The sequence below is a fragment of the Aminobacter sp. SR38 genome (assembly GCF_014843375.1).
Taxonomy (GTDB): domain Bacteria; phylum Pseudomonadota; class Alphaproteobacteria; order Rhizobiales; family Rhizobiaceae; genus Aminobacter; species Aminobacter ciceronei.
On sequence record NZ_CP062114.1, the window covers coordinates 34,484 to 59,303 of the forward strand.

A 24,820-nucleotide genomic window follows, 5' to 3' on the forward strand; every position below is an offset into this window, starting at 1 on the left:
CCCCCTCAGGTCGTACGCTGCATGACAGACAGCGGGCTTGTCGGTGTCGCGCCGGTCGCCGACATCGCATAGGAGCGGGTCAGCTCCACCGAAGGCGTCGAAATCCGGGTCATGACGGCGCCCTCGAACGTGTCGATGACATAGGCGAGCGGGATCATCGTGTCGCCGGAGGCCTCCTGGTTCGAAGCAACGGCATAGCCCCAGCCGCGCAGCGACTCTTCGAGCGCGAGGCCGAATGCGGAATCGTCGGGCTTGATGACGATCGTCCCGGTGCCCGGGCCAACATGCTCGGCGAGCTTGGAGACCATGTCGCCGGCGACGGCCGCAGCCGCGGCCGGCGATAGATCGGCGGCATCGGCACTGACGGTCGGCGTGAAGTATCCTCCCCCCGTGGTGGTGCATCCGGTTGTTGCGCCGGTGAGAAGAACGAGTGCCAGAACACGGGAAAGTCGGTGGATGGCGCGCATGATCAGCCCCTCCTCGAAATGGTGATCTTCTGCTGGCGGGAGCCGACGCCGGAAAGCAGCACGGCGCGATCGAACACATAGTCCACGATCATCATCGTGCCGTTGAGCCGGTAATTGACGATACGGTTTTCGCCGCCCGAGACGACGAACAGCACCGGCGCATCGCCGCTCATCATCTGGCCGGGGAACTGAATGTAGGTCTTGGCGCCATCGGTGTAGACGCGGGTCGGGCGCCAGCGGGCCTGTCCGCTGATAGTGAAATTGAAGCTCAGGTTTTCGGCCGGGACGCCGGCGCCGGGAATGATGCTCGCCTCGACGCGCGCGTTGAGGGCATCGAACTTGGCCTGCACGTCCTCGGGATATTCGAAGGCAACGCGGGCCATGTAGTCGCGATGATGCGACCTGAGCCGGATGTGGTAGGTGCGCCGCGATGTCGTCACCACCATGGACGTCTCGAGCCCGGGTTCCGAAGGCTTGACGATCAGGTGGATTTTCTGGCCTTCGGCCGAGCCGGAGGTTGCCGGCTCGACCTTCCAGCGAACCGTGTCGCCCACCAGCACGTCACGCACGGCTTCTCCGGCCTGCAGCTCGATTTCGCAGAGCTGGAGGGGCGAGCAAACGACGGACGGCTGCGTTTGGCCGTAGAGGTAAATGACCTTGCCGTCCGGCCCCCGCGTCATCACCGCGGCCGTGCCCTGCCACTGAGTGGAAAGTCCGGTTCCCCGCGCTTCGTTGCCGCTGAGGCCCTGCTGATCGGCCGCAACGGCGACATTGAGGGCGAACGTGCCCAGCAACAGGGTTGCCGCACACACGCCCGCGTGCATTTTCTTGAGGTTCAACATTACTCTTACTCCGCGAGCGTTTCTCAAAGCTGGGCTGTCCAATCGAAATCCTCGAGGTAGAGGCCGATCGGGTTCAGACGAATGACCGCCTCGTCCTGGGGCGGCGAAAGAGTCACGGTGGCGATGCCGCGAAAGCGGCGGGTGCGTAGTTCCTTGCCCGCGCGGTCGCGCTCGATCTCGCTCCAGTCGACCTGGTAGCTCTGGTTCGAGAGGGCGACGACGTTGTTGACCTCGATCGAGACCGTCATGGTGCGGGCGCGATCGAAAGGCGAATTGTTGCGGAACCAGTTGTTGACCTTCTCGGTCGCCGGGTCCTGCTGCTTCAGCATCGCGTAGGTGCGGTCGATATATCCCTTCTGCACGGTCGCATCCGGGGTGATCGACCGGAAGTTCGACACCCAGGCGCCGAGCATCGAGCGCACAACGCGCTCGTCGGCATATTCGATCTGCGCGGGGAAGCCGGCCAGGACAGCCGCGCCGAGCTTGTCGACCTCGACCACATAGGGAACGAGCTTGACTTGTGTCGACTGATAGAGGGCATAGCCGAACCCGATCACCGCCATGCTCATCGAAAGCAGGCCGACGGTGCGCCAGGCCGAGGCCGCGCGCATGTAGCTGCCGTAGCGCTCGTTCCACTCATAGCGGGCGGCCAGATACGGATTGTCGGGGTATTTTCGCTTCGCCATCTAGCCTCGCCTGATACGGCCGGCCGACCTCACGAGTCGGCGTCCATCTTTTTGTTTGAACTTCTGGAACTGGTGCCCGGATTGGTGCCTTGGCGCAGCTTGTCGTTGGCAAGGCCGAGGGTCGAACCCATCTTGGCGCCGGGGATGCCCATCAACTTGTCGGTCGCCGCGGAGCCGACCGCGCCACCCGCGGCTTTCAACCCGGCCATTGCAGCCGCGCCACGCGATGCGCCGGCTTGCGATGCCGCCGAGGCGGCAGCCATCCCACCTTTGACGACGCCGGCGCCGCCGGCCGCCATGCCAGCACCGACCGCCGCGAACCCGGCAACCTGGACACCGCTGCGGATGGCTTCCATGCCGTTGCCGACGGAAACGCCCTGGACGACGCCCTGAATGATGTTCGGCACGTACATGGAGATCATGAAGACGACGACCGAAATGCCCGCGATCGTCAGGGTAGTGAGGAATTGATCGTCGGAAGCCGTATCGTTCGAAAGGCCGATTAGCACCTCGGAGCCGATGCGCGCGATCATCACGAGGCCCATCAGCTTCATGCCGACTGAGAAGGCGTAAACGAGGTAGCGGACTGCGAAATCCTTGGTAAAGGACGAGCCACCAAGGCCAAGCATGATCATGCCGGCGAGCAGACCGACATACATTTCGACCAGCACGGCCACGAAGATCGCCGCTACGAGGGCAAAGCTGATGACAACGACGATCATCGCGAAGACCGAGGCCATGGCGAGGGCATTGTCCTCCCAAAGGCCGAACCGGGCGTTTTCCGAGAGTTCGGATGCCACTTTGACGCCGGCATTGAAGACGTCGGCCGGCGAAGCCGAACCGCCATCCGCGCCGATCTGGAACAGGCTATCGACAACCGACTTGGCCAAGGCCGGACCCTGCTGCAGAACAAAGAGGAAGAAGCCGATGAAGAGAATTCTCCGCACAAGCTCTGCAAACCATGTGTCGAGCGATGGCGCCTGGATCGCGAGCCAGATCGCCGCGATACCCACTTCTATGCCGGCCAGTATCCAGAACAGCGAGGTTGCCGCATCGATGACGGTGTCCTGCCAGCCCTGCGATGCGCTGGCGACCTGGTTTTCGAGATCGGTCAGGATCGAACCGTCCTGCGCAAAGGCCGGATCGACCATGGCAAGCCCGGCGATCATCAGCCCAGCCAATCTCAAAAGCATCGAAGCGCGCATGACTCAGTTGTCGCCCCAGCGGGGCGCCATCTGCTGGCCTCCCGACGTGGGGTAGTCGTCGGGATTTGCGTTGAAAAAGTCCTTTGCCCGCTCGGCGGCTTCCTCGCGTGCCGCCGCTTCCTGCTCGGCAAGTTCGACCTGGCGCTCGAGGAGCGCCTTCATTTCCGGATCGGCGTTCGGGATGAACACATAGGATGCCGCGCCGCCCGCAAGGGCGGCAACGATCGCGATCGCGACGACGACGGGGAGTTTGAGCGTTGCCATGGGGTCACCACCGAGGCTGCATTTGTTGGCCGCCGGAGGTGGACGGAGCGGTAGAGCCGAAAAATGCGTCGCGGCGAGCCTGAGCGAGATCCTTTTCAGCCTGCTCCGACTGATACCAGGTGCCCATCATGGTCATCTGCTGGGAGACGAGGCCGCGAAGCTTCTGCATCTGCTCGACCTGCTGCGTCGCGATCTGATGCCCGACCTGCAACGCCTTCATCTGGCCATCGGCGGACTCCGATTGGGAGCGCAGTTGCGCCATGGTGGATTCTTCGGTCGCAAACTGATCGGCCGTGAGGCCAGCCGCCGCCAGTGTTCCACCGATGGTGTCACGGTTGGTGTCCGACCAGGACTGATAGCTCGACGAGAAATCCTGCCCGTTCGGAAGACCGTTCTGGAAATCGGTATAGCTCTGGAAGCGCTGCTTGAGCACATCGTCAAGGTTGCCCATCGAGAACGCCATGCCCTGCCCCTGCTGCACGATGCCTTGCAGGTTGGCGAGGTCCTGTTGAGCCTGCCCCCACACATGATCGGGAAGCTGCATGGTGTTCTGCAGCATGTTCTCGTAGATGCGAATCTGGTTTGCGATCTGCTCCACCTGGTTGGAGATCTGCGTCACCTGATTTGCGATCTGCTCGGCGTTCTGTCCGCCGAGCGCGATCAGTTCCCCATTGTTGAGGATCTGCGTAAACTCGGTCGCGCCGGTGAGCGCCCCGCTGGCTTGGGCTGGCGCGGCAAGGCTGACAGCGATCAGGACGCTTGCGAGAGAACTAGGCAAGAAGAGCTTCGGCATTTTCGATACCTCTTTGCTTGAGCCAGTGGACGGGCCATTCGTCGCCGTGGTGGACGCGCAGCTCATCGATGCGCTTGATGTCGTCCTTTCCGGACGCGCCGACGAAAGACAGGGTGATTGGCCCGAGGGCCATGTCGAACAGACGCCGCCCGTCAGGCGAAGCGACGTAGTATTCGCGCTTCGGAAGAGCGGTTGCGACGATCTCGATTTGCCGCTCATTGAAGCCAATACGCTCATAGAACTCGCGTGTGCCGCTTTCGCGTGCCGCGCCATTGGGCAGGCAAATCTTGGTCGGGCAGCTTTCCTTGAGCACGTCGATGATGCCGGACTTTTCCGCGTCAGAAATCGACTGCGTTGCCAGAACGACGGCGCAATTGGCCTTGCGCAGCACCTTCAGCCATTCGCGGATCTTCTCGCGGAACGCTGGATGGCCGAGCATCAGCCAGGCCTCATCGAGGATGATGAGGCTGGGGGCGCCGGTCAGGCGCTTTTCGATGCGACGGAACAGGTAGAGCAGGACCGGCACGAGATTGCGGTCGCCGAGGTTCATCAATTCCTCGATCTCGAACGTCTGGAAATCCGAGAGGGTCAGGCCATCCTCCTCGGCATCGAGCAGATGCCCCATGGGACCGTCGACTGTGTAATGACGCAGCGCGTCCTTGATCTCCCGCATCTGCACACCCGACACGAAATCGGAGAGCGACCGGCGCGTCGAGGCGGCCATGAGCGCGATCTGTCTGGCGATCGCGTTGCGATGATCGGGGGTGACTTTCACACCCTGCAGCTCGACAAGGGTTTCCAGCCATCCGGCCGCCCAGGCCTTGTCGCCATCGTCGTCCAGTTGGGAAAGCGGGCAGAAGGTCAGCGCCTCCCCTGCTCCAACATCGTAGTGATCGCCGCCAACAGCCACCGTCAGCGGGTACATCGACTTGCCCTTGTCGAAAGCGAAGAGCTGTGCTTGCCGGTAACGGCGAAACTGTGCCGCGATCAGCGCCAGAAGGGTCGACTTGCCCGATCCGGTCGGACCGAAGATCAGGGTATGACCCACGTCGCCGGAATGGAGGTTCAGGCGGAACGGCGATGATCCGCTTGCGACCTGCATCAGCGGCGGCGAGCCGTCGGGATAGAACGGGCACGGCGCAACCGGTGAGCCCGACCAGACCGAGTTGAGCGGCACCAGATCGGCAAGGTTGCGGGTATTGATCAGCGGTTCGCGGATGTTGGCGTACCAGTTGCCGGGCAGACTCCCAAGGAACGCCTCGGTGACGTTCAGCGTTTCGATGCGAGCGGCAAAGCCTTCGGCCTGGATCAGCCGGCGCACGCCTTCGGTCTTTTCGCGAAGGCGCGCCTCGTCGTCGTCGAACATGATAATGACCGGCGTATAGTAGCCATAGGCGACAAGCTGCGAATTTGCCTCGGCAATGGCGTCTTCCGTCTCCGCCACCATCAGCGCAGCGTCCTGATCGATCGCCCCCGAATTGGTCTGGAAAAGCTGGTCCATGAATGGCCGGACCTTCTGCAGCCACTTCTTGCGCGTGCGCTCGAGCCTTTGGCGGGCCTCGATCGGATCGAGAAAGACGAAGCGGCTCGACCAGCGATAGGTGAGCGGCATCAGGTCCAGAGAATTGAGAATCCCTGGCCAGCTCTCGGCCGGAAAGCCGTCTATCGCCACGACCGCCAGATAGCGGTTGTCGACCAGCGGCGAGAGACCGTGATGGAATTCGGCCGTGACGACGAAATCGAGATACATCGGAATGTCGGGCAGGCGGACCGGATGGTTTTCGCCGACAATGCAGAAGCGGGCGAACTGCAGCAGATCGTCATATTTGGCGGTACGGGTTCCGCCGCGTTCCTCGGTCTCCTGTGTAACCATGCGGCGGATCGAGACGACGTTTCCCATATATTGCTCGAACTCGCGGATCGAACGCCGGAAGTGATCGAGCGCGCGATCGGCAAAGGTGGTCGCGCGGGACTCATCGTCGGAATAGACATATTTGACGAGGCCGGACTTGCGCTTCTCCGGTTCGCGATAGGTCAGGATGATGGCGTGCTGGCTCTCATAGTGCCCGTCCGCCGCCTCAAAACGCTTGCGCCGTTCCTCATCGATCAGCGCACTTACCTTGTCGGGGAAATGGCAGTTGTCCCGGGCCGGATAGGCCGTCGCCGGCACGCGCACGGCCTCGACCTGGATCATCCAGCCCGATCCGAGCCGGGCGAGAATGGCATTGATCTGGCGGCTGACCTCGTTGCGCTCGAAATCGGTCGAGCTTTCGTTATCCGGACCGGCGAAATACCAGCCGGCCATCAGGCTCCCGTCCTTGAGCAAGAGCGTGCCGTTATCGATCAGGGCCGCATAGGGCAGCAGGTCGGAGAAGGACGGGCCGGAATGACGAAATCGCTTGAGTGCAACCATAAGTCAGAACGTCCGCCAGGGCGTGGAGGTCGGCCGGTAGTAGGGGCGGTATCTGATGTGGCGCAGGTAGACGCGGCGCATCAGGGGATCGGCTTTCGCCATCATGCGCAGTAGCCCGACAACCACGATCCAGATGACCGTGCCGAGCAGCGCCGATACGGTCGTCAGGATGACGAAGACGAGAATGACCGCGGCGAGCCCGGTCAGAAGCACGAGCTCACGGTCAGCCCCAAAGAGCAGCGTCGGACGCGAAAGGGCACGGTGTATCCGCGCCGTCGCCAGCCGGCTTTCCCTTTCAGCCATGCGGGGCAACCACCGGCTCTTGTTCGTGCGCCTCCAGCGGGACGCCGATGGACGAACCGCTGGAGCCGAACAGGCCGACGATTTGCGTTGCACCGAGCAGGATGCCGGCGACGAGTACGATGTAGCAGAGCCTCCGCGCAAAATCGTTCAACTCGCCGCCGAAGATCAACATGCCGCCGGCAATGGCGACCGCGGCGAGCGCGATAGCGCCAGCGACCGGGCCGGTGATGGATTCCTGAATCTGTTCCAGAGGCCCTTCCCAGGGCAGGCCCCCTCCCCCGCCGCTGGCGAGCGCCGGTTCGATCATGACGAGCGATGCGGCCGCGAGGCCGAGCAGGAGCGTGAAAGCCTTCTTAGACGACATGAAGATTTCTTCCCTGGATGGATTCGGATTTCGACGCGCCGACCGGCGAGGTGAGGTATCGCCCGTCGCGAAAGCCTTCGACCTTCAGGATCTCGCGAACGGTTCGCCCGCCGGGCGCGCGCTCGATCGAGACGATCAGGTCGACCGCCTCTCCGATGACTTCCGGCATAGGCTGGGAGCTGACTTCGGCAACGAGCTGTTCAAGACGGGTAAGAGCGGCGCCGGCCGAGTTCGAGTGAACCGTCGCGATGCCGCCCGGATGGCCGGTGTTCCATGCCTTCAAGAGAGTGAGGGCAGCGCCGTCGCGAACCTCGCCCACGATGATGCGATCCGGACGCAGCCGCATCGTCGACTTCAATAGACGGCCCATATCGACCGTGTCTGTGGTGTGCAGGATCACATGATTTTCCGCCGCGCACTGGATCTCGGCAGTGTCTTCCAGGATCACCAGCCGGTGCTCCGGCGTCGTCTCGACCAGCTCCGCCAGGATTGCATTGGTGAGCGTGGTCTTGCCCGTTCCAGTGCCTCCCGACACTACGATATTGAGCCGGTTCACGATCGAATCGCGGATCACATCAACCTGCTCGGGCGTCATGATGCCGTCGGCGACATACTGATCGAGGCGGATCAGCATCGACGCGCGCTTGCGGATCGTGAACATCGGCGCAGGCGCGGCCGGTGGCAAAATCCCCTCAAAGCGATGTCCGCCAAGGGGCAATTCCCCGGAAATAATCGGTCGGTCCTGGTCGACTTCGGTCTTGAGGGCGTGGGCGACTTTGCCGATGACGGTCTCGGCGTCATGGGAGGCCATCCGCCCCGCCGCCGCTATCCCCTGCCCTACCCGCTCGATAAATAGATTGCCGTCGGGGTTGAGCATGACCTCCACAACGTCGGGGTCATGGAGCGCTGTCGTGACCGTGGCGCCAAGTGCGTCCTGCAGACCGAGGATCAGCCGTCGTTTCGACTCGCTCATGAACCGCCCTCCTGCCCGGCTGCTTTGGTCAGGCCGCGGCTTCCACAGCGGCCGGGAAGAGGGAGACGTAGCTCGACGGCCGCACCAGCTCGAGACTGGGTTCGTCGGCAGATAAGAGGCCCGCGACAGCAATGGTATTGCCAATAGGATGTGGAGACCCGAGCCGCTCCAGTGGCCACTTCGCTCGGCTGAGAATGCGCTCAAACCGAACGTCCGTCACCGTGACGATCCGGTCGTACCCATTGGCCATCGACCATTCAATGATGCCGGCGAACAAGGTATGCGTGGCGTCGCGCAGTCCGCTCGCGGAGACGATTTCGCTGCGTTCGGTGTCGATGCAAAAGCGCGAGCTCTCGACGACGCGGCTCGATTGGGGCATGCGAGCAGCGCCCGCCAGAAACGGAAATATCTGACCGAGCATCGTCGGTCCGGTGGACGAAAGGAGGCGGGCGCAACCGATCACGTGACCATCGTTGCCGACGAGCACGAGATAGGTCGGATCGAGCCGGTCGTACTCGTCCTTTTCCTGGTTGTGCTCTACGTGGACGTCCCAGTCTAACCTGTGTTTGAAGACCCTTGCGCGCAGTTCGTGCATGCGCTCGAGCAGACGTTGCTCACTACTTGTAGCCCTCGTACGGCAAATGGCGACGACGCGCATGACCCAATCCTTAACCCATTGAATTGCGGTCTCTTGAATCCCGTACGGCCGCGCACCACCAGCTGTGAAAAGTCACAGGGGATCGACAGTCGTCGCCGTGATAGACAGGGGGGAGTGCCGAGGGGCCGTTGCCGCATTTATGGCTGAATTGCGATGCAACGCGAAATTGCGACTACCCGAATTGAGGACAAAAACACCCGGAGAGGATCGTTGCCGAGCAAAGCCTTCGACCAGTTGCGAGACGCACTAGAAACGGCCCATGGGATGGCGCCTGTCAAAGCCGCGGTGAAGGAGTTCGCCGGCCAATTGGGGTTTGACTGGTTCGCCTATCTCTCGGTTTGTGGGCCGGAGATCGACACGTTTTCGACGTACCCGCGCGCATGGCAAGGCCACTATATCAACAAGAAATACGCGAGCATCGATCCCGTCGTGCAGGAAGCCCGCCGTTCTGAACGCTGCTTTGCGTGGTCCGAACGCGACATTGCACGGGCATTATCGCCGGATCAGGTGCGCTTCCTCGGAGAAGCCGGGGATCATGGTATCGCATCGGGGATATCTGTGCCCGTGTCGGCCGGGTTCGGCCGGACTGTGTTATTCACGCTTGCGTCGTCGAACCGGTGTGACAATTGCCTGGTAGAATGCCCCTTCCTTGCCGCTTCGATTGCATCGCACGTGGATGTCTATGCGCGGCGCTGGATGCTCGAGCCAATGCCTGCTGTCACCGTCAAGTTAAGCCCTAGAGAGAGGCTCTGCCTGAGCTGGATGGCAAAAGGCAAGCGCATGTCCGAAATCGCGCAAATCGTCGGGACGAAAGTCCGGACGGTCGAGTATCACCTGCAAAATGCTCGGCGGAAGCTCGATGCCACCAACGTCACCCACGCCGTCGCGCTTGCAGTGCGTCAACAGTTGATCTGATCCAGGCCGGTCGCGGGAGGGCCTTTCCGCCTCTACTTCGTGTTGTGCTTGCCGGCGGCAAAAGAGTCATCCGCGATGGCGCCGTCGCCCCCTACCCTGCCCGGCTGTTTTGAGGCTTATTCGGCTTCGCGTCCTGATCGGCGGCCGATATCGGCAGGGAGATCGGCAACTAATATCGGCAATTGTGCTGACTTATTGCGTCCAATGCCTTACATTGCAATCCGTTGAGGCACCATTGAGATCGGCAAAAGAATGCTTGAAACCCCTGCCCGCATCGAGCCGCTGTTTTTTGACGACGCGGTGCCGACCGTTCTGGCCGATCTTGCGATCGAGCTGCAGAAGGCCGCCGATGAACTCGGCCGAGGCCTGCATCCGGAGTCGGCTGACGAATTGGCCGATCTCGTACGAGTCATGAATTCTTACTATTCGAATTTGATCGAAGGCCACAACACACGACCTCGAGATATCGAGAGCGCCCTGGCCGGCGCCGAGATAGATCCCGAACGTCGTCCCCTCGCCCTCGAGGCGAAGGCCCATGTCGAAGTTCAGAGGATGATTGACGGCTTCGGGTTGCGCGGCGAGCTGCCGAGCCCGACTTCGATCGATTTCATTCGGTGGGTTCATCGCGCCTTCTACGACGAGATGCCCGAGGAATTCCGGTTCATCGACAAACCTGATGGCGCCAAGGCCGAGATCCTACCCGGCGAGTTCCGGACGTCCGCGGAACATGATGTCGCTGTCGGGCGCCATCAGCCGCCATCTTCTGACAGGGTGATAGCTTTCATGGAGTATTTCCAGAAGCGGTTCGCCATGGCCGAAAAGCAGGCCAGCCTGCGGATCATCGCGATTGCGTCAGCTCATCACCGCCTCAACTACATTCACCCGTTTCCAGACGGCAACGGCCGCGTCAGTCGCTTGATGTCTCACGCCATGGCGCTCAAGGCCGGTATTGGAGGCAACGGCCTGTGGTCGATATCTCGTGGCCTCGCTCGTGGCCTGAAAGATCGTGGCGAATACAAGCGCATGATGGATCACGCCGACAGTCCCAGACAAGGCGATCGTGATGGACGAGGAAATCTTTCGGAATCGGCACTCAAGGATTTCGTCGAATGGTTCCTTACAGTCGCGCTCGACCAGGTGCGGTTCTCGACCGCAATGTTCGACCTCGGGCGGCTCGATGCTCGCTACCGCGCCCTAATAAAAGATGTCGTCGACGATAAACGAGCACCTGATCTGGTGGCGGCCGTGTTGCGGCACGGCAGGTTGCCCCGTGGTGAAGCCAATTTCGTGCTGAAAACATCCGAGCGCACGGCACGGAGCACGCTGTCGGATCTTGTCGAGCGCGGTTTTCTGAAATCTGAAACTCCGAAGGCACCGGTACGTATTGCCTTCCCCCTCGATTTCAGGGAACGGCTGTTTCCGAATCTCTTCACCGATGTCGAACCCAATGTCCCGGAACCGCCTTCACTGTCTTTCAGATGAGTGGAATTTCAGGAGTGACAACCGGAATGACTCCGGCCGTCCCCGCTCAGAGAGTAGAACACTGCCTTCGGTCAGCCGAATATCGACAATGCCGGTCCTATGCTGCTGTGCAAGCCCGTTGTAGCCGCGGCAACAATTGCCGTGATTATGGGCCCCTGGACTAGAATGTGACCTTGGCAGTGACGGGCGTGTAGCCCCGTCCGACCCTACGGGCGAGCCAGGCCTCGAGCGCTTCGCCGGCTTCAGCGGCCGACGCATAGAGGTCAAGGCGTTGTCGGCCGAGCGAGCCGATCCGCCCCCACGCGCGCATAAGCGCCGCATCACCGTACAGTGACGGTTCTATCGCGAGTACATAAAACCGCGCAACGTTGCGAGCGCAATCGCGGCGTTGAAGGACAACTTGAAGCTTCGGCTCGACCATGTCTGATTGTCATCGACTTCCGGTACCCACGTCCAATTCATTGGCTGAATCGTTTGGGCGTGAGGGATTCACGTCGGTGATAATTGCCTCTCTGACGGGAAAGACGATCGACCGGAGGGTTGTCTAGTTGCTTCCGTTTCCCGTCGGCCCATGGACTTGTGGCAGCCTGACAAACACGCGTTGGGCAATTTTGAGCCACCACGCTGGGCGCTGCATAGCCGGCTAAGAGTCATCTGTTCATGGGTGAAGGTGAGTCGCCCCAAAGGAGCGGCGGTCACGCCCACTCACTCGGTTTGACGCCATCCACCACTGTGAAACTTCTCAGGGTGCTGCATGGACCGAGCCAGCGGCATGTGGCATTGAAGGTTCTCGCGGATTGACCAACCGCGGAGAAACTAAGCGATTGAAAAATCGATGGAAAATGTACGCGCCGACGCCGCGATTCCGGACTGTGAGGCTCCGCTGAGTGATCTTGTTGGCGTGGACCTGGGCATGTCGTTAAGGTTTCGTTAACCTAAAATCCCTTGCCAGAGAACGGGAATCGCTCATACTGGCGCCAGATTGGCCGAAAGGTCGAATATGGCGCTATTTTCTCGTTTGGGGGACAAAGCGGAGATGGCATTTCTCCCAAGTTTTGAGTTTGACGACAAGATCCTTGCCCAGGGGGCCGAGATCTCGCGCAAGCTCGACCAATTGCGCGTCGAGAAGTTTCCGACCGAGGGGCAGAAGACCCTTCGGCGGTTCTCGATGGCCGAGGTCGCCCACTATCTTGGTATCAGTCCGAACAATCTGAAGCGCCTCCATCTTGAAAAGAAAGGTCCTGAGCCTTTCGTCGGTGCCGGCGGACGGCGCTTTTACGCGGCCGAGCAGATGACCGAGCTTCGGGACTATCTCGACAAGCACGGGCGATCGGATTCCAAGAAGTATGTGCCCTACCGCAAACCTGGCGAGAAGCTGCAGGTCATTGCGGTCGTCAACTTCAAGGGTGGATCGGGAAAGACCACCACCACGGCGCACCTCGCGCAGCATTTGGCGCTCACCGGTCACCGGGTCCTGACGGTGGATCTCGATCCGCAGGCTTCGCTTTCAGCCCTCCATGGCTTCCAGCCGGAGCTCGACAAGAACCCCTCGCTCTACGACGCGATCCGGTACGACAACCCCGCCCCGGCCGAAGATGTCATCCGCAAGACGAACTTCCCCTTGCTCGATATCATCCCGGCGAACCTGGAGCTGCAGGAATATGAGTACGAGACTCCGCTTGCCATGCAGTCTCCGTCTCAGGAAGGAAAGCGGTTCTTCACGAGGGTCGCCCGGGCGTTGGATTCGGTCAGTGAGCGCTACGACGTCGTGGTCGTCGATTGCCCTCCACAGCTCGGCTATCTGACGCTGTCGGCACTGTCGGCCGCCACCTCGGTTCTGATTACCGTCCACCCGCAGATGCTGGATCTGATGTCTATGAGTCAGTTTCTGCTGATGCTGGGCAATATCATGAAGTCCATCAAGAATGCTGGCGCGAAGGTCCAGCTGGACTGGCTGCGCTATCTCATCACCCGATACGAGCCCACGGACATTCCCCAGGCACAGATGGTCGGCTTCATGCAGTCGATGCTTGCCGAGGAAATTCTGAAAAGCCCAATGCTCAAATCCACGGCGATTTCTGACGCCGGCCTCACCAAGCAGACGCTCTATGAGGTCGAGCGATCGAACTTCAATCGCGATACCTATGATCGGGCGATCGACAGCATGGATGCCGTGAACTTCGAGATTCAGGGACTGATCCACCAGGCATGGGGGCGGTTGTGATGTTGACTGCCGTCAAAACCACCAAAAAAACCCACGGTTTCAAGCGCATAAGCCGCTTAAGGGGGTGCTAGTCAAATGGCGCGGAAAAATCCCTTTGCCAGCATCATGGACAACGGCGACGCTCCCGCCGAGCGCCCGGTCGCGCAAGACTACACCTTCAAGGGGGCATCACGCTCGCTCATAAGCTCGATCGACGAAATGGCGGCTCAGGCAGGCAAGCTGCTCGAGGGCGAGACGATAATCGAGGTTAACCCCGACCTGGTGGACCAATCTTTCGCCAACGACCGGCTCAACGTCGATCAGGAAGATTACGAGGCCGACTACGCTCAGGTGTTGGAGTCGATCCGTGGTTCCGGCCAGAACTCCCCGGCGCTCCTTCGCCCTCACCCGCAGCGGCCCGGCCGCTACATGCTGGTCTTCGGTCGCCTCCGCTGGCGCGCCGCAAAAGAGCTTGGTCTCAAGCTTCGCGCTGTCATCAAGGATATCTCCGAGCGCGATCATGTGATCGCCCAGGGACAGGAAAACAACGCGCGAGCGAACACGTCCTTCATCGAGAAAGCACTGTTTGCCGCCGACATCGTTGAGCGGAAATTCGACGAGGACAACGCCACAGCCCTCGCCGCAATCGGTGTCGATCGGCCGACGCTTTCAAAGATGCTCTCTGTCGCCTCGATGCCCAAGGAACTTCTCGAGGCGATCGGCCGCGCGAAGGCTGTCGGTCGTGATCGCTGGTATGAGCTCAAGCTCCTCCTCGACAAGCCGGGCAATCTCGACACTGCCCTGGCTCTGGCATTGAGTTCCGATTGGCATGGGATGCCAAGCGAAGCGCGGTTCGATGCGGTCGTCACGAAGCTGAAGGCATCCAAGCCGCGCCGCCGTGCCGCGCAGGCGCCATCCAAACGCAACTGGGCGCCGTCTGATGGGCGTATCGCCGCGGAGATGGTGGCCAGTGGCAAGAAATTCACCATCGCCCTCAAGGCGAAGGGAACCGACGCAGCAGCGTTCGGTGACTACCTCTCGGAAAATCTCAGCGAGTTGTATGAGGCTTTCCGTCGGGAAAAACGAGCAACCACGAACGGAGATTGAGCGCAAAAGAAAAAGGCCCCCGAAACGGCAATTCCGGAAGACCTTCTCTTTAAGTTTGGCGACTGAGAGAATCCCACTTCCGCGAATCATAGTCAAGACCATTCAGGTCGGTTTGAGCGCCGATTCGGCGAGCAGGTTTCTTTTGCCTAGCAATAGGTGAAGGACAATGCAGACGCATACCCCAACGACGCCCTTTGGGCGGCGAACGATGTCACTTGGCATGATGGCAAGCCAGGCTGTGGCAAAATCGGCACCGGCTGGCGCCCAGGTCCAGAAATGGAAAGTGTTCCAGACGATCCGGGAAGCGCGCGAGCTGATCGGCGCTACGGACCGCGCACTCGCCATTCTCAACGCGCTGCTCTCGTTTCATCCGGAAACGGAGCTCACAGGCGACGGCGAACTGATCGTCTGGCCGTCCAACGAGCAACTCATGGCCCGTGCGAACGGAATGCCGGCGACGACGCTACGGCGCCACCTGGCCGTCCTGGTCGACTGCGGGCTGATCATCCGCAGAGATAGTCCGAACGGCAAGCGCTTCGCCCGCAAGGGCAGGGGAGGTCAAGTCGAACAGGCCTACGGGTTCGACCTGGCGCCGATCGTTGCCCGGGCCGGGGAATTCAAGGAGCTGGCGGACACCGTCCGGGCCGAGAAGAACGCCCTTCGGATCGCCAAGGAGCGTCTCACGCTCCTGCGCCGCGATATCGTCAAGCTCATCGAGACTGGCATCGAGGAGAACGTTCCGGGCAATTGGGGCAGGGTCTACCAGACCTATCAGGCCATCGTCTGCCGCTTGCCGCGCTCAGCGCCGAGGCAACTCATCGAGGATATCTGCTGCGATCTTCACGGCCTCTACACGGAGATCCTCGAGGTATTGGAATCATTTGCAAAAACACAGAATCCGGACGCCAATGAGTCCCATTCTGGTCGCCACATACAGAATTCAAACCCAGACTCCATATTTGAATCTGAAGACCGCTCTCGAAATAAGAATGAAGCGGGCGGCAGCGCCGCGGAAACCGACAACGTACGGAGCTTGCCGAAGCGAGAATTGCCTTTGGGCATTGTGCTGGACGCCTGCCCCAACCTGCGAGAATTGACGCAAGGCGGGGAAATCCGTCACTGGCGCGACTTTCTGGCCGCGGCGGAACTGGCCCGGCCGATGCTGGCAATCAGTCCCAGCGCGTGGCGGGACGCCTGCGAGGTCATGGGCGAACAGCACGCGGCGATCACCCTTGCCGCGATCTACCAGCGATCAGACCAGATCAACAGCGCCGGCGGCTATCTGCGCAGCCTGACCGACAAGGCAAGGGACGGCAAATTCTCGACCTGGCCAATGATCATGGCACTGCTGCGCGCCAAGCTGGACGCCGACAAATCGGCGGAGAAAACCGGCCACGAACCGCGAAGCGGCGGTGAAAGCGGGGAAGGGCGGCTCGAAGTCTCGGAAGCCCTTCTGCGGTCGCTGAACAAGCCCAGATCGTGATGATTGATAGATTTGAATTCCGCGGGCGGCAACTCGGTCAGTCTCTGTCGTCGTCGATCAGACCGTCAAAAGTTTCGAGCAGTGCATCGATGATCGATTGGCCAAGGGCATTTGCAGCTTCGCCCATCCGGGCATCGTCTCCGCACCGCGCCGCAGAAGCGAGCTCCGAACCCTGCTCGGTCAGGATCGACTTGGTTCGCTCGATGGCCCATTGGGCGAAATCGTCGCGGCTGTTGACGGTCATGGCTTCCACTGCTGCGCGCTCCGGAGTTTGCGGACTGTTTGGGTTGTTCTGGCTACGAACGAGCTCCGCGAATTATACGGCGTAGGCGCCACAAAATCAGTCCTCGGTTGCGTATTCAGGCCGCCTCGAGCAAGCCGCTACGCTTTGCCCGGTCGATGAGGTTCTTGACGGACGAGGGCGCCCATTTCGTACCGCCACGGGGCGTACGCTCACGAAGTCGCTCGAGCTGGTTGGCGATTTCGCGCAAGGTCAGCTCCGGATTGGAGGAATGGATGCCCGCCACGAGGGTCATCAGACGATCCTCAGCTGGCCGAGGCGGCGACTTCCTCAGAAGCGACTTGTCGGCCATTCCCTCGCTGACAATCCATTTCACCGCGCGCCGTAAACGCTCAGGAGTCCAATCGAGACCACGTTGCCTGAGAACGCGGGAGATATCGTCCCATGTGTGGTCGGGTCGCATGCGCCGCACAATGGGAAGCCACTGGTTCGCGGATGACTGGAGACGCGCTCCATAGGCTGCCTTTTGCGCGGCCGTCATCTTGGCCAGCGCGTCCGGCCGACGTTCGCGGATCCCTGGATTGCCCGGCATCCGGCCTTTTGCTCTGGCGGCTTTGATGCCTGCCTTGGTCCGTTCGGAGTTGAGAGCCCGCTCCAGCTGGGCCACGGCGCCAAGAACCTGCAGGGAAAACATGCCTTGCGGCGTCGTGGTGTCGATCGGGTCGCTGAGCGACCGGAAATGCGCACCTTTTGCCGTCAGGTCCTCGATGACATCGAGCAGATGGCTTACCGAGCGCGCCAGGCGGTCGAGCCGAACGACGACAAGCGTGTCGCCAGCGTCGATCTCGCGGACAATCTTGGCAAGGGCAGGGCGGGCTCTTGAGGCCCCGGAGCCGTGCTCCCGGACGATTGTCTCACATCCGGCGGACCGCAACTCCATCTCCTGGGCTTCTGTAGCCTGCTCGTCTGTCGAGACGCGCGCATAGCCGATTTGCCGGCTCTGTGGTCGACGGGAGGAGTGGTTGTGCGGTGTTTTGGCCATTTGGAGCGCCTGATGTCAGTTGTCAAAGTCGGCTTCAATGGGGAGCATTGAAGATCAATATCTTAGCGAAGGTCATGGTCACAGTGGTCGACTCCTGATTCCCCATAGTTGTCTTCACTATGTAGCATAAAGTGCCCATACTTCCCTTCAGTATCGCCGATTCGGCTGTCGACAGGGGAAGGACAGAGAGAGGTGGAAGAACACGCTAGTCCGATTGCCGAACGCGGCACGCTCGGGCTCTCTGAAGAAGCGCGGCAAGAGGCGCAGCACCGCTATCCGGTAATAGCACCCTTGGCGGCTCAGGAACTGGTCTCTGCCCTTGATGCGCGGGGCGCGGCCGCTCTGCTGGGGATGAGCACCCGATCGGTCTACACGCTTGTCGCCCGGTTTCGGGCCTCAGGTGGGTTGATGAGTTCGCTGGCCCCCGGAAAACCATCCGGCGGCCGAGGCCGATCCAGAATGCCGGAGCGGGTGGACGACATTGTCACCGCCGCAATCTACGACACCTACCTGACGCGGCAGAAGCGTCGGATTGTCCGGCTCGTCGAGGAAGTTCAACTCCGATGCAAAAAGGCTGGATTGCTGGCTCCTTCGGCGAAAACGATCCGCCGTCGTCTGGAGACGATTCGGGCTGAAGAGGTAGCGCTGCGTCGTGACGGCCCGCGCAGCATCGCAGCAAGGCGGCTGACGTCGGCCGCGGGCCATGGACCAGTGCCGAGGGGACCGCTCGACATCGTCCAGATCGATCACACGCCGGTCGATATCATTCTGGTGGACGAAATCACACGCCTGCCCGTCGGGCGACCGTGGCTGACGGTGGCGATCGACGTCTACAGCCGCTGCATCGCGGGCTTTCTGGTCTCGTTCGAGGCGCCGTCCGCAACGAGTGTCGGTTTGTGCCTCGCCCACACTGGCGTTGACAAGAGCAGCTATCTCGACGGCCTTGGCCTCGATACGGAGTGGCCGATCGCAGGTGTGCCGCGTCTCTTGCATCTTGATAATGCCGCGGAGTTTCATGGGGAGGCTCTCGCGCGTGGCTGCCAGCAGCATGGCATCGACCTGGAATACCGCCCGAAGGGCCAACCTCATTTCGGCGGGGTGATCGAGCGTCTGATCGGCACATTGATGGGCCTTGTCCATGATCTGCCCGGCACGACGTTCTCAAATCCCGCTGAACGGGGAACCTATGACAGCGATGCAACTGCTGTTCTAACCTTGTCCGAGCTGGAGCATTGGCTGGCTCTGGCTATCAGCGGACGCTACCATCACGAGGTCCACGAAGGGATCATGGAGCCGCCGCTCTCTCGGTGGAAGCGCGGAATTGCCGAGCACGAAGACCCGCGACCAGTCGCCAATAGTCGCGAATATCTGGTCGATTTCCTGCCTGTTGTGCGTCGCACGATCCAACGCGATGGCTTCACGCTCGACCACATCACCTACTATTCCGATGTTTTGCGCCCGTGGATAGCGAATAGGAATAGGTGCCGATCCTTCCTGATCCGCCGGGATCCTCGCGATCTGTCGCAGATATTTGTGCTCGAGCCCGGCGGCCGGAGCTATGTAACGGTGCCTTGCCGACGTCTGGAAAGGCCCCGAATCTCGCTTTTTGAGCATCGCCAGGCCATTCGAACGATCAGGGCAGGAGGTCGCGCCCAGGTCGATGAAGAGGTCATCTTCAGGACAGTCGAGCAGCAGCGAGGGCTGGTGAAGGCTGCGGCGAAGAAATCCAGAGCGGCCCGGCGCCAGCTGGCGCGACAGACGCCGGTGCGAGAATCGTCGGTGGATCGCGTGGCTGTCATGCCGGCGATCGAAACCGAGGTTGCCGGCGATGATCAGGCTGCCGACTTGGTGCCATTTCCGATGGAAAGATGGTGATGAGCGATCTCAGACACCTTTCGCGCGATCTGCAAGAGATTGCCGCCGCAGACGACGCGCAACGAATTGCCTTCATCCGTGGCCAATGGTGGATCGGCTACCCGCAGGCACAGGCTGCGCTCGATCTGCTCAGTGCCGCGATTGACAACGAGCCTGGCCGCGTTCGGCCGCAATGTTTTCTCGTGCTTGGGCCGACAAACAACGGCAAATCGATGATCATCGAGAAATTCCGACGCGATCATATGCCGCCCGCCTTGCCCGGCCGTGACGAGGAAAACATCCCTGTTGTCGTGGTGCAGATGCTTACCGATCCGGGGGTTGCGCGCTTCTACCAGCATCTTCTCGAGGTTTTGGGAGCGCCGGTTCGCAGGACGGCCCGCAAACATGATCTCGAAGCGCTGGCGTTGTCGATCCTCAAGAGGGTTGGCGCACGAATCCTCATCATCGACGAACTGCACAATCTTCTGGCTGGTACCGTACCGGCACAGCGGGAATTCCTCAATTTGTTGCGGTTTCTCGGCAACGAGCTGCGAATCCCGATTGTCGGGGCAGGGACGAAGGACGCCTATCTCGCCATCCGCACCGATCCGCAGCTTGAGAACCGGTTTCATCCGATCATCCTGCCAGTCTGGGAGGAGGGCGACGAACTCAACCGGTTGATCCAGAGCTTTGTGGCGACGTTCCCGCTTCGCAAGCCCTCATTTCTCAGCTCGGCCGAGCTGCAGCGCTGGATCTTGGCTCGCTCGGGCGGGACGATTGGCGAAATAGCGGCTCTGTTGCGTTCGACTGCTGTCGCCGCGGTCGAAAGCGGGGAAGAGGCGATCAATCAGCGATCACTTTGCCTGATGAAATACCAGGGTCCGGCAGAACGCCGACGTCTCACCGAGAAGCTTCTGGTCTGATGATGGCGACAAGACTGCCGATTCATCCCCAGCCGCTGCCGCAAGAAGCTTTGTCTTCATGGCTATGGCGGCTCGCCGATGCATACGACATGGGCGTCGACGAATTCGCTGAAGAAGCTTTGGGTATCGAGAGACCGGATATCGAGCTGGTGGATATCTGGCCGCCAGCCGCATTGATCAAGAAGCTTGCAGAACGCACCGGTGTTGCCGTTGGACGAATCCAGGCCATGACGATGGCGGCCTATGTGCCGTATCTGGTGGACAGTTTGGCGCCGCGAGGCGACATCTTCCCCGCGTATTGCTGTCAGTTTGGCGTAATCGAGAACCCGGCATTGCGGGTGCGACCGGTGCGGGCTGCCTGGTGGCTTCCCTGGATTTCCGGCGATCTCGCCGAGGGCAAGATGATCGGGTGTGTCGACTGCCTGCGAAGCGATCGGCAGCGGTTCGGCCGGCTACATTGGCGGGCGAGCTGGATGGCGAGTTGCCCGAAGCATGGCGTCCTGCTGCGAGCTGCCAGTCCCGCCGACCAATTCGAATACCCAGTTTCCCAGGCAGCCGCCGCAGAGCTCTCTTCGCTTGATGGCCTGACCCTGCAGGCAGTTACGAAGGGCAGGGTACAATTGCCCGGTGGCCGTGTTGTTCACGGTGGCCTCTGGCTCCGCGTTTTACGTGGCGTTATCGACGAGATCTGCCGGCCGCGCCGCATGAAGGATCCTGCACGTCCGATAGTTGAGGCCGCGTGGGCGGCCGCAGGCCTTCCATATCGCCATGCCCTGGGGCCCTGGGGCGTTTACGAGAAGCTGGGTCGGTTAGAACGGGCGAACGTGCTGAAGGTGGTAGCTGTGGCGATGCAGCCACTGATCAGGGCGGGCCTCCAGCCGTTGAAGGCGCTGATGCTGCCGCTTCCGACCGAAGCCTCGCGTAGTGCGGTTCTCTCTCGGAATTTTGAGATGATGCCCGCCCAGATCGAAAACATCACCCTGCTCGCTCGTGAAAACCGTGACGTCGCGATCGATCTGCGTCGGATGCTCAACCATCAGCCCCGCAGTGCACAGTTCGTCGCTCAAACGGACGAAGCCCTCAAAAGCTTTGGAATTCCGCTGTTGGCGCCGCTTCTCGTCGCCCGGACGCCTGATCTCGCCGGTGACCCCTACTGAAGTCAGCTTTGTCCCGTCAGTGCAGTCCACTGTGACAAATGACAGTTTCGGAGCTTCAAAGGGGCCTTTTGTACAAACACCGAAGATATCATCAAACGATCGGTTGGAGACGCATCGGCTTCCGAACTTGAAAATAGCCGAGGAGTGTCATATCTTTTGCACAGTAAATGCGACTATGTGTATGACAGGATGGAATCCTATGGGCCAGGCCCTCAAGATACCCGTGCAGAATGAACCTTTGGTTTTGTCCTATATGGACCGGGCCGGGAAAATTGCCATCAACCAAGTGGCGGACGGCTTTGGAATGTCCAAGGGCCAATTGGCCGAGACGGCCGGCCTTGCCCGCGAAACCCTCTATCGGTTGGAGCGCAGCCGCACGATAAAGACCCAGGGGCGTCTACGTGAAATGCTCGAGATCATCAGTCGCGTGACGGAATGGGCGGGCGGAAAGGAACAGGCGATGGCCTGGTACCGAGCCCAGCCGCTGCCGGCATTCGGTGGTCGCACCGCCGAAGCCCTCGTGAAGGAAGGCAAAGCCGCTGCCGTTCGCGATTATCTGGATCATATGGCCCTCGGCGGCTTTGCGTGAGGTTCGTCAGAACCTGCTATAGGGCACATGATCCGCGTTGGGCCTTCAAGCCGACTTCCGGTGAGGGAGCCGCGATCAGGGGTGCGCGCTTCAATCCCAAAGGTGTGCCAGCGCTATATCTGGGGCTCACCATCATGACGGCGGTCAAAGAAGCCAATCAAGGCTTTGCGCATCGGATCGACCCCTGTGTGCTGTGCTCCTATGAGGTCGATTGCGAGGGCATCGCAGACCTGACGACCGAGCAGGGGAGGGGAGAATTTTCCGTCGCGCTCGAGGACATGGCCTGCGCTTGGGCAACGGTCCTCAGCGACGGCGAGCGCCCTGCATCCTGGTCCATCTATGACCAACTGCGGCTTCAAGGCATTGCCGGTATTCTGGTTCCGAGTTTTGCTCCGGGTGCCGAGACAGAAGATCGCAACCTAGTGCTTTGGGACTGGGGTCCGGATCTTCCGCACAAGGTGACTGTATTCGACCCGAGCGGCCGGCTGCCGAAGGACCAGTTGTCCTGGCGATGAAGCAATTGCGGAAGGACAGAGGGAGCTTTCGGACGGAGGCGTCAGCGCCAACCCAAGGCCGGGGCGACGTGGGTCAGGATCGCCTCGATGACATGCGCATTGTAGTCGACACCGAGCTGGTTGGGGACGGTGAGCAGCAGCGTGTCAGCCTCGGCGATGGCCTCGTCGCCCTTCAACTGCTCGATAAGGACGTCCGGCTCGGCGGCATAGGAGCGGCCGAACACGGCGAGCTTTTCAGGCTCGATGTAACCGAAATGATCTTCGCTCTCGTTGCCGCCGAAATACGCCCGGTCGCGATCGTCCACCAACGCGAAGATGCTGCGGCTGACGGAGACCCGCGGCTCGCGCGTGTGACCGGCCGCCTTCCACGCCTCGCGGAAGGCGCGAATCTGATCGGCCTGCTGGAGATGAAAGGGTTTTCCGCTCTCGTCGAACTTGAGTGTGGAGCTCTGCAGGTTCATTCCCAGTTTTGCTGCCCATTCCGCAGTTGCGTTGGTGGCGGCGCCCCACCAGATGCGATCACGCAAGCCCTCCGAATGTGGTTCGACACGCAGCAGGCCAGGCGGGTTCGGAAACATCGGGCGCGGGTTGGGTTGTGCAAAGCCTTTGCCGCGCAGCACGTCGAGGAACACGTCGGTGTGCTGCCGGGCCATGTCGGCATCGCTCTCGCCCTCTTGCGGAACGTGGCCGAAGTAGCGCCAGCCATCGATCACCTGCTCTGGCGAGCCGCGGCTGATGCCCAGTTGCAAACGCCCTCCGGCGATCAGGTCGGCGGCGCCGGCGTCTTCGGCCATGTAGAGCGGGTTCTCGTAGCGCATGTCGATGACCGCCGTGCCGATCTCGATGCGGCTGGTCTTGGCGCCAATCGCCGCCAGCAGCGGGAACGGCGAGCCAAGCTGGCGGGCGAAGTGATGCACGCGGAAATATGCCCCATCCGCGCCCAGCTCTTCGGTAGCAACGGCCAGATCGATGGACTGCAGGAGTGCATCGGATGCAGACCGTGTCTGCGACTGGGGCGAGGGCGTCCAGTGTCCGAACGACAGAAAACCGATCTTTTTCATGAGAATGCCACGTCAGAGTGAAAGGCGCTCGCGTTATCTAGTTATTGAACCGCTGGCGCGCCACGCCGAATTCGCCCACCAGATGTGCGAGAAGGGCAGGGGAGGGGGTTTTTTGTCCCTACAGCCCGCTTGCCTTGGTGAGATTGACTCGAAACCGATCGCGGCGCCGCTGATATCTACGGGTCATCTCGGCGGAGGCGTGGCCGAGCTGCTTTTGCACGTAGCGCTCGTCGACCTCGGCCGACGAGGCAAGCCCGGCGCGCAGCGAATGCCCCGCGAACTTTTGTTCTCGTTCGCCCTCGGAAAGATCGCCGCGTACGCCGGCCGCCAGCGCTGCCCGCTTGACCAGGCGTGCCACCTCCTGGTCGTTGAGCCGCTCGCTGCCCACCTTTTTGCCTTGCCCCGTCACCCTTCGGAACAGCGGCCCGTGGGCAATGCGCGCGAGCTTGAGCCAGGTCTCCAGCGCCACGACCGGGCAGGTCGTGTCGGACGAGCCCCGGCCGATCTCGACCTCCCGCCAGCCGGTCTTGCCGCGCAACGTGACGAGCAGGCCTTTTTCGAAGACCTCGATCCAGCCGCGGCCGTCCTCGGTTTGGTCGCGGCCGACGTCCAGGCCGACGATTTCGGAACGACGCAGCCCGCCGGCAAAGCCGAGAAGCAGCATGGCACGGTCGCGCAAGCCGCGCAGGGTACCCCGATCGAGGGTTTCCAGCATGGCCATGAGATTCTCGGGCAGGATGGCTTCCTTCTGTACTGGCGGTTTTGCGTGGCTGTTGCGAATGCCGGCCATGACGGTGGCGATGTGCCGGTCTTTCCTGTCCAGCGGCTGGCCACGCTGTGCATAGTTCCACGTCAGCGAGGAGAGGCGCCGCTCGATCGTGGATACGGAGTTCGGCTTCTTGTCGCCGGTCGCCTTTCCTGAGGCGCAGGCGGTGATGTAGAGGCCGACCAACTGCGGATCGGGCGGGAACACGTCCAGACCTTGGCGGCGCGCCCAGGCGCAAAAATGCTTCCAGTCCGCAGCGTAGGCGCGGCGGGTGTTGGCCGAGCTCGCCGCCTCGACATAATCGCGCGCGCGATCGGCCAACGCGTCGAGATGCGCCGGCAGGCGCGGATTGGCGACGGCCGGAAGAGGGGAGGGGGCTTCGGCTGACAGTTCTTCCGGGGCGCGACCCATCTCCATGACGACATCGATGATGTCGGGCAAATCGTCCGCAGCTTTCGCCTCCAGCCCGGCCGACGACCGCAGACCTAAAGCATCGTCCTGCGCCCCCGTGCTG

General features: G+C 61.3%; 26 protein-coding genes. 10 read left to right on the forward strand and 16 right to left on the reverse strand.

The window, feature by feature from the left end:
• Window positions 1-5: 5 nt before the first annotated feature.
• From trbH to IG197_RS30615, 11 genes are read right to left on the reverse strand one after another with little or no spacing between them, the layout of a single operon-like run.
• Window positions 6-467, reverse strand: coding sequence for a conjugal transfer protein TrbH (trbH, locus tag IG197_RS30565; RefSeq protein ID WP_154386567.1), 462 nt, complete (start codon window positions 465-467; stop codon window positions 6-8).
• Between the two features lie 2 nt (window positions 468-469).
• Window positions 470-1,291, reverse strand: coding sequence for a P-type conjugative transfer protein TrbG (trbG, locus tag IG197_RS30570; RefSeq protein WP_246188832.1), 822 nt, complete (start codon window positions 1,289-1,291; stop codon window positions 470-472).
• A 41-nt stretch (window positions 1,292-1,332) separates the two neighbouring features.
• Entirely contained in the window at window positions 1,333-1,995 is a 663-nt protein-coding gene (gene trbF, locus IG197_RS30575) for a conjugal transfer protein TrbF (RefSeq protein ID WP_154386565.1), read from the reverse strand.
• Between the two features lie 29 nt (window positions 1,996-2,024).
• Complete coding sequence (gene trbL, locus IG197_RS30580; protein WP_154386564.1) at window positions 2,025-3,200, reverse strand: P-type conjugative transfer protein TrbL; 1,176 nt, start codon at window positions 3,198-3,200, stop codon at window positions 2,025-2,027.
• Between the two features lie 3 nt (window positions 3,201-3,203).
• Window positions 3,204-3,464 (reverse strand): DUF2749 domain-containing protein, encoded by a 261-nt coding sequence (locus IG197_RS30585; protein ID WP_154386563.1) that lies wholly within the window; start codon window positions 3,462-3,464, stop codon window positions 3,204-3,206.
• Between the two features lie 4 nt (window positions 3,465-3,468).
• Window positions 3,469-4,257 carry a P-type conjugative transfer protein TrbJ gene (gene trbJ / locus IG197_RS30590; protein ID WP_154386562.1) on the reverse strand — a complete coding sequence of 263 codons (789 nt, stop codon included), beginning with the start codon at window positions 4,255-4,257 and terminating at the stop codon, window positions 3,469-3,471.
• On the reverse strand, window positions 4,235-6,670 hold the full coding sequence (locus IG197_RS30595; protein WP_154386561.1) for a conjugal transfer protein TrbE: 2,436 nt from the start codon (window positions 6,668-6,670) through the stop codon (window positions 4,235-4,237). Before IG197_RS30595 ends, trbJ begins: the two co-directional genes overlap by 23 nt.
• A gap of 3 nt (window positions 6,671-6,673) precedes the next feature.
• Window positions 6,674-6,973, reverse strand: a complete 300-nt coding sequence (locus IG197_RS30600) for a conjugal transfer protein TrbD (RefSeq protein WP_154386560.1) — start codon at window positions 6,971-6,973, stop codon at window positions 6,674-6,676.
• Window positions 6,966-7,337, reverse strand: a complete 372-nt coding sequence (locus IG197_RS30605; RefSeq protein ID WP_154386559.1) for a TrbC/VirB2 family protein — start codon at window positions 7,335-7,337, stop codon at window positions 6,966-6,968. Before IG197_RS30605 ends, IG197_RS30600 begins: the two co-directional genes overlap by 8 nt.
• Complete coding sequence (trbB, locus tag IG197_RS30610; protein WP_154386558.1) at window positions 7,327-8,310, reverse strand: P-type conjugative transfer ATPase TrbB; 984 nt, start codon at window positions 8,308-8,310, stop codon at window positions 7,327-7,329. Before trbB ends, IG197_RS30605 begins: the two co-directional genes overlap by 11 nt.
• Window positions 8,311-8,338: 28 nt before the next feature.
• Complete coding sequence (locus tag IG197_RS30615; protein ID WP_154386557.1) at window positions 8,339-8,968, reverse strand: acyl-homoserine-lactone synthase; 630 nt, start codon at window positions 8,966-8,968, stop codon at window positions 8,339-8,341.
• A gap of 210 nt (window positions 8,969-9,178) precedes the next feature.
• On the opposite strand from IG197_RS30615, the gene IG197_RS30620 reads away from it, so the two are divergent.
• Entirely contained in the window at window positions 9,179-9,883 is a 705-nt protein-coding gene (locus tag IG197_RS30620) for an autoinducer binding domain-containing protein (RefSeq protein WP_185910480.1), read from the forward strand.
• A 252-nt stretch (window positions 9,884-10,135) separates the two neighbouring features.
• Window positions 10,136-11,365, forward strand: coding sequence for a Fic family protein (locus IG197_RS30625; RefSeq protein WP_154386555.1), 1,230 nt, complete (start codon window positions 10,136-10,138; stop codon window positions 11,363-11,365).
• Window positions 11,366-11,525: 160 nt separating this feature from the next.
• Here the strand turns inward: IG197_RS30625 and IG197_RS30630 are convergent, their stop codons facing one another.
• Window positions 11,526-11,786, reverse strand: coding sequence for a WGR domain-containing protein (locus IG197_RS30630; RefSeq protein ID WP_154386554.1), 261 nt, complete (start codon window positions 11,784-11,786; stop codon window positions 11,526-11,528).
• Between the two features lie 615 nt (window positions 11,787-12,401).
• On the opposite strand from IG197_RS30630, the gene repA reads away from it, so the two are divergent.
• The 3 genes from repA to repC all read left to right on the forward strand — a co-directional run bounded on the left by repA (window position 12,402) and on the right by repC (window position 16,158).
• The gene (gene repA, locus IG197_RS30635) at window positions 12,402-13,589 is read left to right on the forward strand and encodes a plasmid partitioning protein RepA (RefSeq protein WP_154386553.1); all 1,188 of its coding nucleotides are present in this window, start codon (window positions 12,402-12,404) and stop codon (window positions 13,587-13,589) included.
• Window positions 13,590-13,664: 75 nt separating this feature from the next.
• Window positions 13,665-14,675 carry a plasmid partitioning protein RepB gene (gene repB / locus IG197_RS30640; protein WP_154386552.1) on the forward strand — a complete coding sequence of 337 codons (1,011 nt, stop codon included), beginning with the start codon at window positions 13,665-13,667 and terminating at the stop codon, window positions 14,673-14,675.
• 166 nt (window positions 14,676-14,841) lie between these two features.
• Window positions 14,842-16,158, forward strand: a complete 1,317-nt coding sequence (gene repC / locus IG197_RS30645) for a plasmid replication protein RepC (RefSeq protein WP_154386551.1) — start codon at window positions 14,842-14,844, stop codon at window positions 16,156-16,158.
• A 37-nt stretch (window positions 16,159-16,195) separates the two neighbouring features.
• On the opposite strand, the gene IG197_RS30650 is transcribed toward repC, so the two are convergent.
• Both IG197_RS30650 and IG197_RS30655 read right to left on the reverse strand, forming a co-directional pair.
• Window positions 16,196-16,402: a hypothetical protein gene (locus IG197_RS30650; protein ID WP_154386550.1), complete on the reverse strand. Its 207-nt coding sequence runs from the start codon at window positions 16,400-16,402 to the stop codon at window positions 16,196-16,198.
• A gap of 115 nt (window positions 16,403-16,517) precedes the next feature.
• The gene (locus tag IG197_RS30655) at window positions 16,518-17,441 is read right to left on the reverse strand and encodes a recombinase family protein (RefSeq protein ID WP_154386549.1); all 924 of its coding nucleotides are present in this window, start codon (window positions 17,439-17,441) and stop codon (window positions 16,518-16,520) included.
• A gap of 192 nt (window positions 17,442-17,633) precedes the next feature.
• Here IG197_RS30655 and IG197_RS30660 point away from each other — a divergent pair, with 192 nt between their 5' ends.
• The 5 genes from IG197_RS30660 to IG197_RS30680 all read left to right on the forward strand — a co-directional run bounded on the left by IG197_RS30660 (window position 17,634) and on the right by IG197_RS30680 (window position 22,479).
• Window positions 17,634-19,316 carry a Mu transposase C-terminal domain-containing protein gene (locus IG197_RS30660; RefSeq protein ID WP_192320721.1) on the forward strand — a complete coding sequence of 561 codons (1,683 nt, stop codon included), beginning with the start codon at window positions 17,634-17,636 and terminating at the stop codon, window positions 19,314-19,316.
• Window positions 19,310-20,218 carry a TniB family NTP-binding protein gene (locus tag IG197_RS30665; protein WP_246765471.1) on the forward strand — a complete coding sequence of 303 codons (909 nt, stop codon included), beginning with the start codon at window positions 19,310-19,312 and terminating at the stop codon, window positions 20,216-20,218. Before IG197_RS30660 ends, IG197_RS30665 begins: the two co-directional genes overlap by 7 nt.
• Window positions 20,218-21,375, forward strand: a complete 1,158-nt coding sequence (locus tag IG197_RS30670; RefSeq protein WP_192320723.1) for a TniQ family protein — start codon at window positions 20,218-20,220, stop codon at window positions 21,373-21,375. Before IG197_RS30665 ends, IG197_RS30670 begins: the two co-directional genes overlap by 1 nt.
• A 199-nt stretch (window positions 21,376-21,574) precedes the next feature.
• A complete protein-coding gene (locus tag IG197_RS30675) occupies window positions 21,575-21,964 on the forward strand; it encodes an MbcA/ParS/Xre antitoxin family protein (protein WP_154386548.1) in 390 nt (129 codons plus the stop codon).
• On the forward strand, window positions 21,961-22,479 hold the full coding sequence (locus IG197_RS30680) for an RES family NAD+ phosphorylase (RefSeq protein WP_185910482.1): 519 nt from the start codon (window positions 21,961-21,963) through the stop codon (window positions 22,477-22,479). The genes IG197_RS30675 and IG197_RS30680 overlap by 4 nt, the downstream gene beginning before the upstream one ends.
• 41 nt (window positions 22,480-22,520) lie before the next feature.
• On the opposite strand, the gene IG197_RS30685 is transcribed toward IG197_RS30680, so the two are convergent.
• Complete coding sequence (locus IG197_RS30685) at window positions 22,521-23,540, reverse strand: LLM class flavin-dependent oxidoreductase (RefSeq protein WP_154386547.1); 1,020 nt, start codon at window positions 23,538-23,540, stop codon at window positions 22,521-22,523.
• A 118-nt stretch (window positions 23,541-23,658) separates the two neighbouring features.
• Complete coding sequence (locus IG197_RS30690; RefSeq protein WP_154386606.1) at window positions 23,659-24,723, reverse strand: site-specific integrase; 1,065 nt, start codon at window positions 24,721-24,723, stop codon at window positions 23,659-23,661.
• Window positions 24,724-24,820: the final 97 nt, after the last annotated feature.